General features: G+C 42.2%; 1 protein-coding gene. It reads right to left on the bottom strand.

The window, feature by feature from the left end; translation table 11 throughout:
* On the bottom strand, window positions 1-4357 hold a 4357-nt coding region (locus CFS04_RS13145), incomplete at both ends, for an Ig-like domain-containing protein (RefSeq protein ID WP_255377796.1).

Genomic DNA, 4357 nt, shown 5'->3' with positions numbered 1-4357 from the left:
CAATTTTTAATTGTCCATCTTTTAATGTTACTCGTTTACGATCCAGTTCTTTATTCGTTGAATCTAGACCTACAAGATAGACTGTTTGTGTTGTACTTGTAATGTCATTTTTCGCATAGTACTCGAAGCTTCCCGTTACAGGAATAGTAGATTTTCTAGTGCCATCTACTTCCAAGTAAACTTTCGTCACATCGCCAGCTACTTCCGCTTTAACGCGTGTATCATAACCAACATAGTACGCATCTTTCACCGTCACCGTTCCATTTGAAGCTCGTGTAACGGTTGTGTTCGCACTTGCTGATTTCCCATTTTTCGTTGCGGTTGCAATGACAACAGTACCTGCCGCTTGTTTTGGAATGGTAATGCTGTAATGCCCACTAGCATCTGCTTTTCCTGTTGCAATCGTAGTATTACCTACTTTAATAACCATATCTGCATTCGGTTCTGCCGTTCCTTCTGCTTTTGTAGAATCAGAATCTAAGGCATTAATTGTCGTTGGCGCAATATTACCTTGTGTAACCGTAGTATTCGCACTTTCTGTTTTGCCTTTCGCTGTTGCACTTGCCGTTACGACCGTTCCAAATGCTTGTTTTGGAATAGTCACACTGTATGTGCCATTTGCTTGAACAATACCACTTGCAATTTGGTTGTTGTTTTGATCTTTAAATACAATCGTTGCGTTTGGTTCCGCGGTTCCTTCTGCTTTCACGGAATCCGTTGTAAGTGAGTTAATCGTCGTTGGTGCAATATTACCTTGTGTGACGGTTGTATTCGCACTTGAAGATTTACCATTCTTACTTGCCGTTGCCGTTACAACAGTATTGACTGCTTGTTTCGGAATCGTAATATTATATGTGCCATTTGCTAGAATAATCCCACTTGCAATCTGATTGTTGTTTTGATCTTTAATCACAATCGTTGCGTTCGGTTCTCCTGTTCCTTCTGCTTTCACAGAATCGGTTGTCAGTGGATTAATTGTTGTTTGTGCAATCTCATTTTGGGTTACTGCAGTATTCGCACTGGAAGACTTACCATTTTTTGTTGCGGTTGCCGTGACAATCGTTCCAAATGCTTGTTTCGGAATAGTCAGGCTGTAAGTTCCATCAGGTTGTACAATCCCACTTGCAAGTTGATTATTATCTTGATCTTTAATCACAATCATTGCATTTGGCTCGGCAATCCCTTCTACCTTCACTGAATCTGTTGTAAGTGCATTAATCGTTGTTGGCGCAATGTCGCCTTGTGTAACCGTTGTTGGCGCTTGATTCGATGTTACATCATTTTTTGTCGCCGTTGCACTAACAATTGTTCCTACCGTTTGCTTCGGAATAGTGACACTATAGTTTCCACTTGAATCTACTTTTCCTGTTGCAATCGTTGTTTGGCCTACTTTAATTGTAATATCCGCATTTGGTTCAGCAGTTCCCTCAGCTTTAATGGAATCTGTTGTTAACCCATTAATCGTTGTTGGAGCAAGAGCTCCTTGCGTTACCGTTGTATTCGCACTTGAAGATTTGCCATTCTTCGTTGCATCTGCTGTCACAACGGTTCCAAACGCTTGCTTCGGAATTGTAATACTATAAACACCACTTGCATTAGCCGTACCGGTTGCAATCGTTGTTGGTCCAACTTTAATTGCAATTGCCGCGTTTGGTTCGGCAGTTCCTTCTGCTTTCACAGAATCCGTGGTCAACGCATTAATCGTTGTTGGCACAAGGTTTCCTTGTGTCACCGTTGTATCCCCACTTGCTGATTTATCATTCTTCGTTGCCGTTGCTACCACAATCGTTCCAACTGCTTGTTTTGGAATCACCAGGCTGTAATTTCCATCTGATCCTACTTTCCCAGTCGCAATCATTGTTTGACCTACTTTAATCACAATATCTGCATTCGGCTCTGCTGTTCCTTCCGCTTTTACTGAATCTGTATTTAAAGCATTAATTGTCGTTGGTGCAAGGTCTCCTTGTGTCACCGTTGTACTATCACTTGATGTTTTTCCATTCTTCGTTGCCGTTGCCGTTACAACCGTTCCAAACGCTTGTTTTGGAATTATTACACTGTATGCGCCGTTTGCCTGAACAACGCCACTTGCAATTTGATTGTTATTTTGGTCTTTAAATACAATCGTTGCATTCGGCTCGGCCGTTCCTTCCGCTTTCACAGAATCTGTCGTTAACGCATTAATTCTTGTCGGTGCAAGGTCTCCTTGCGTTACCGTTGTACTATCACTTGATGTTTTTCCATTCTTCGTTGCCGTTGCCGTTACAACCGTTCCAAACGCTTGTTTTGGAATTGTTACACTGTATGTGCCGTTTGCTTGAACAACACCACTTGCAATTTGGTTGTTGTTCTGGTCTTTAAATACAATCGTTGCATTCGGTTCGGCGGTTCCTTCGGCTTTCACAGAATCTGTCGTTAACGCATTAATCCTTGTTGGTGCAAGATTTTCTTGCGTCACCGTTGTACTATCACTTGATGTTTTTCCATTCTTCGTTGCCGTTACAACCGTTCCAAACGCTTGTTTTGGAATTGTCACACTGTATGTGCCGTTTGCCTGAACAACGCCGCTTGCAATTTGATTGTTGTTTTGATCTTTAAATACAATCGTTGCATTCGGCTCGGCCGTTCCTTCTGCTTTCACGGAATCTGTATTTAAAGCATTAATCGTTGTTTTCGCAATGTTTCCTTGTGTCACCGTTGTATTATCACTTGATGTTTTACCACTTAATGTCGCTGTCGCCGTCACAACGGTTCCAACTGCTTGTTTTGGAATCATTAAATAGTACACGCCATCAGAACCTACTCGGCCACTCGCTAATTGATTATCATTTTGATCTTTAATCACAATCGTTGCATTTGGCTCTGCTGTTCCTTCTACTGATGTAGAATCTGTTGTTAGCGCATTAATCATCGTTGGCGCGATATTTCCTTGTGCCACGGTAGTAGAATCACTTTCAACCTTATCATTCTTGCTTGCTGTTGCCGTTACAACGGTTCCAGCGGCTTGTTTTGGAATCACCAGACTGTAGTTACCGTTTGCATCTACTTTCCCAGTTGCAATCGTCGTACCACCTATTTTAATCGCAATATCTGCATTTGGTTCTGCTGTTCCTTCTGCTTTTATAGAATCTGTCGTTAACGCATTAATCGTTGTTTTCGCAATATTTTCTTGCGTTACCGTTGTATGTGCGCTCGCAGTTTTCCCATTAGCCGTCGCAGTCGCTGTTATTACTGTCCCAACAGCTTGTTTTGGAATTCTAAAGAAATACGTACCATCTGGCGCTACACGACCACTTGCAAGTTGATTATCATTTTGATCTTTAATCACAATCGTTGCATTTGGTTCTGCTGTTCCCTCTGTCGATGTAGAATCTGTCGTTAGCTTACCAATCGTTGTCGGTGCAATACCACCTTGTGTGACAGTTGTGCTCGCACTTGCATTTTTCCCATTAGCCGTTGCCGTTGCCGTCACCACTGTTCCAACTACTTGTTTTGGAATAATAAGGTAGTACGTGCCATCAGAACTTACGCGGCCACTTGCAAGTTGGTTATTGCTTTGATCTTTAATCACAATCGTTGCATTTGGTTCCGCCGTCCCTTCTGCCACTGTAGAATCAGTTGTCAATTCACCAATTGTCGTCGGCGCAAGATTACCTTGCGTCACTGTTGTGCTTGCACTAGCAGACTTTTCATTCTTCGTTGCGGTTGCCGTTACAACTGTTCCAAATGGTTGTTTTGGAATTGTTAGGCTGTAAGTTCCATTCGCTTGAACAACACCACTTGCAAGTTGATTGTTGTTTTGATCTTTAATCACAATTGCCGCGTTTGGTTCCGCGGTTCCTTCGGCTTTCACAGAATCCGTTGTTAACGCATTAATCGTCGTTGGTGCAAGATTTTCTTGCGTCACTGTTGTATTCGCGCTCTTCGTTTGGCCATTCTTCGTTGCAGTTGCTGTGACAACCGTTCCAACGGCTTGTTTTGGAATCGTAATGCTGTAGTTTCCATCAGAACCTACTTTTCCACTCCCGATTTGCGTATTGTTTTGGTCTTTAATCACAATATCCACATTTGGTTCCGCTGTTCCTTCGGCTTTTACGGAATCCGTTGTCAATGCATTAATCGTTGTTTCTGCAATAGTAGCAACTAGTGGTACTCTTGTTCTTGCAATTTCAAGATTTTCTGAGTTATAACCAATCGCATAGACTTCATCTGTTGCTGCATTTGTGATAGCTGTACGTGCATAATATTGGAAGGTACCATCTGTTCCAACTGGAATCTTCGTAAGAGGCGTTCCATTTACAACAAGTCCTACTTTGACAACAGAACCTGTGTATGTTCCGCGTACATAAGAATCTGC

Origin of the sequence: Listeria sp. ILCC796 (assembly GCF_900186175.1) — a bacterium.
Taxonomy (GTDB): domain Bacteria; phylum Bacillota; class Bacilli; order Lactobacillales; family Listeriaceae; genus Listeria; species Listeria goaensis.
The sequence above is the reverse complement of the archived record's forward strand: the minus strand, read 5'-3'. Positions and strand labels throughout refer to the sequence as shown.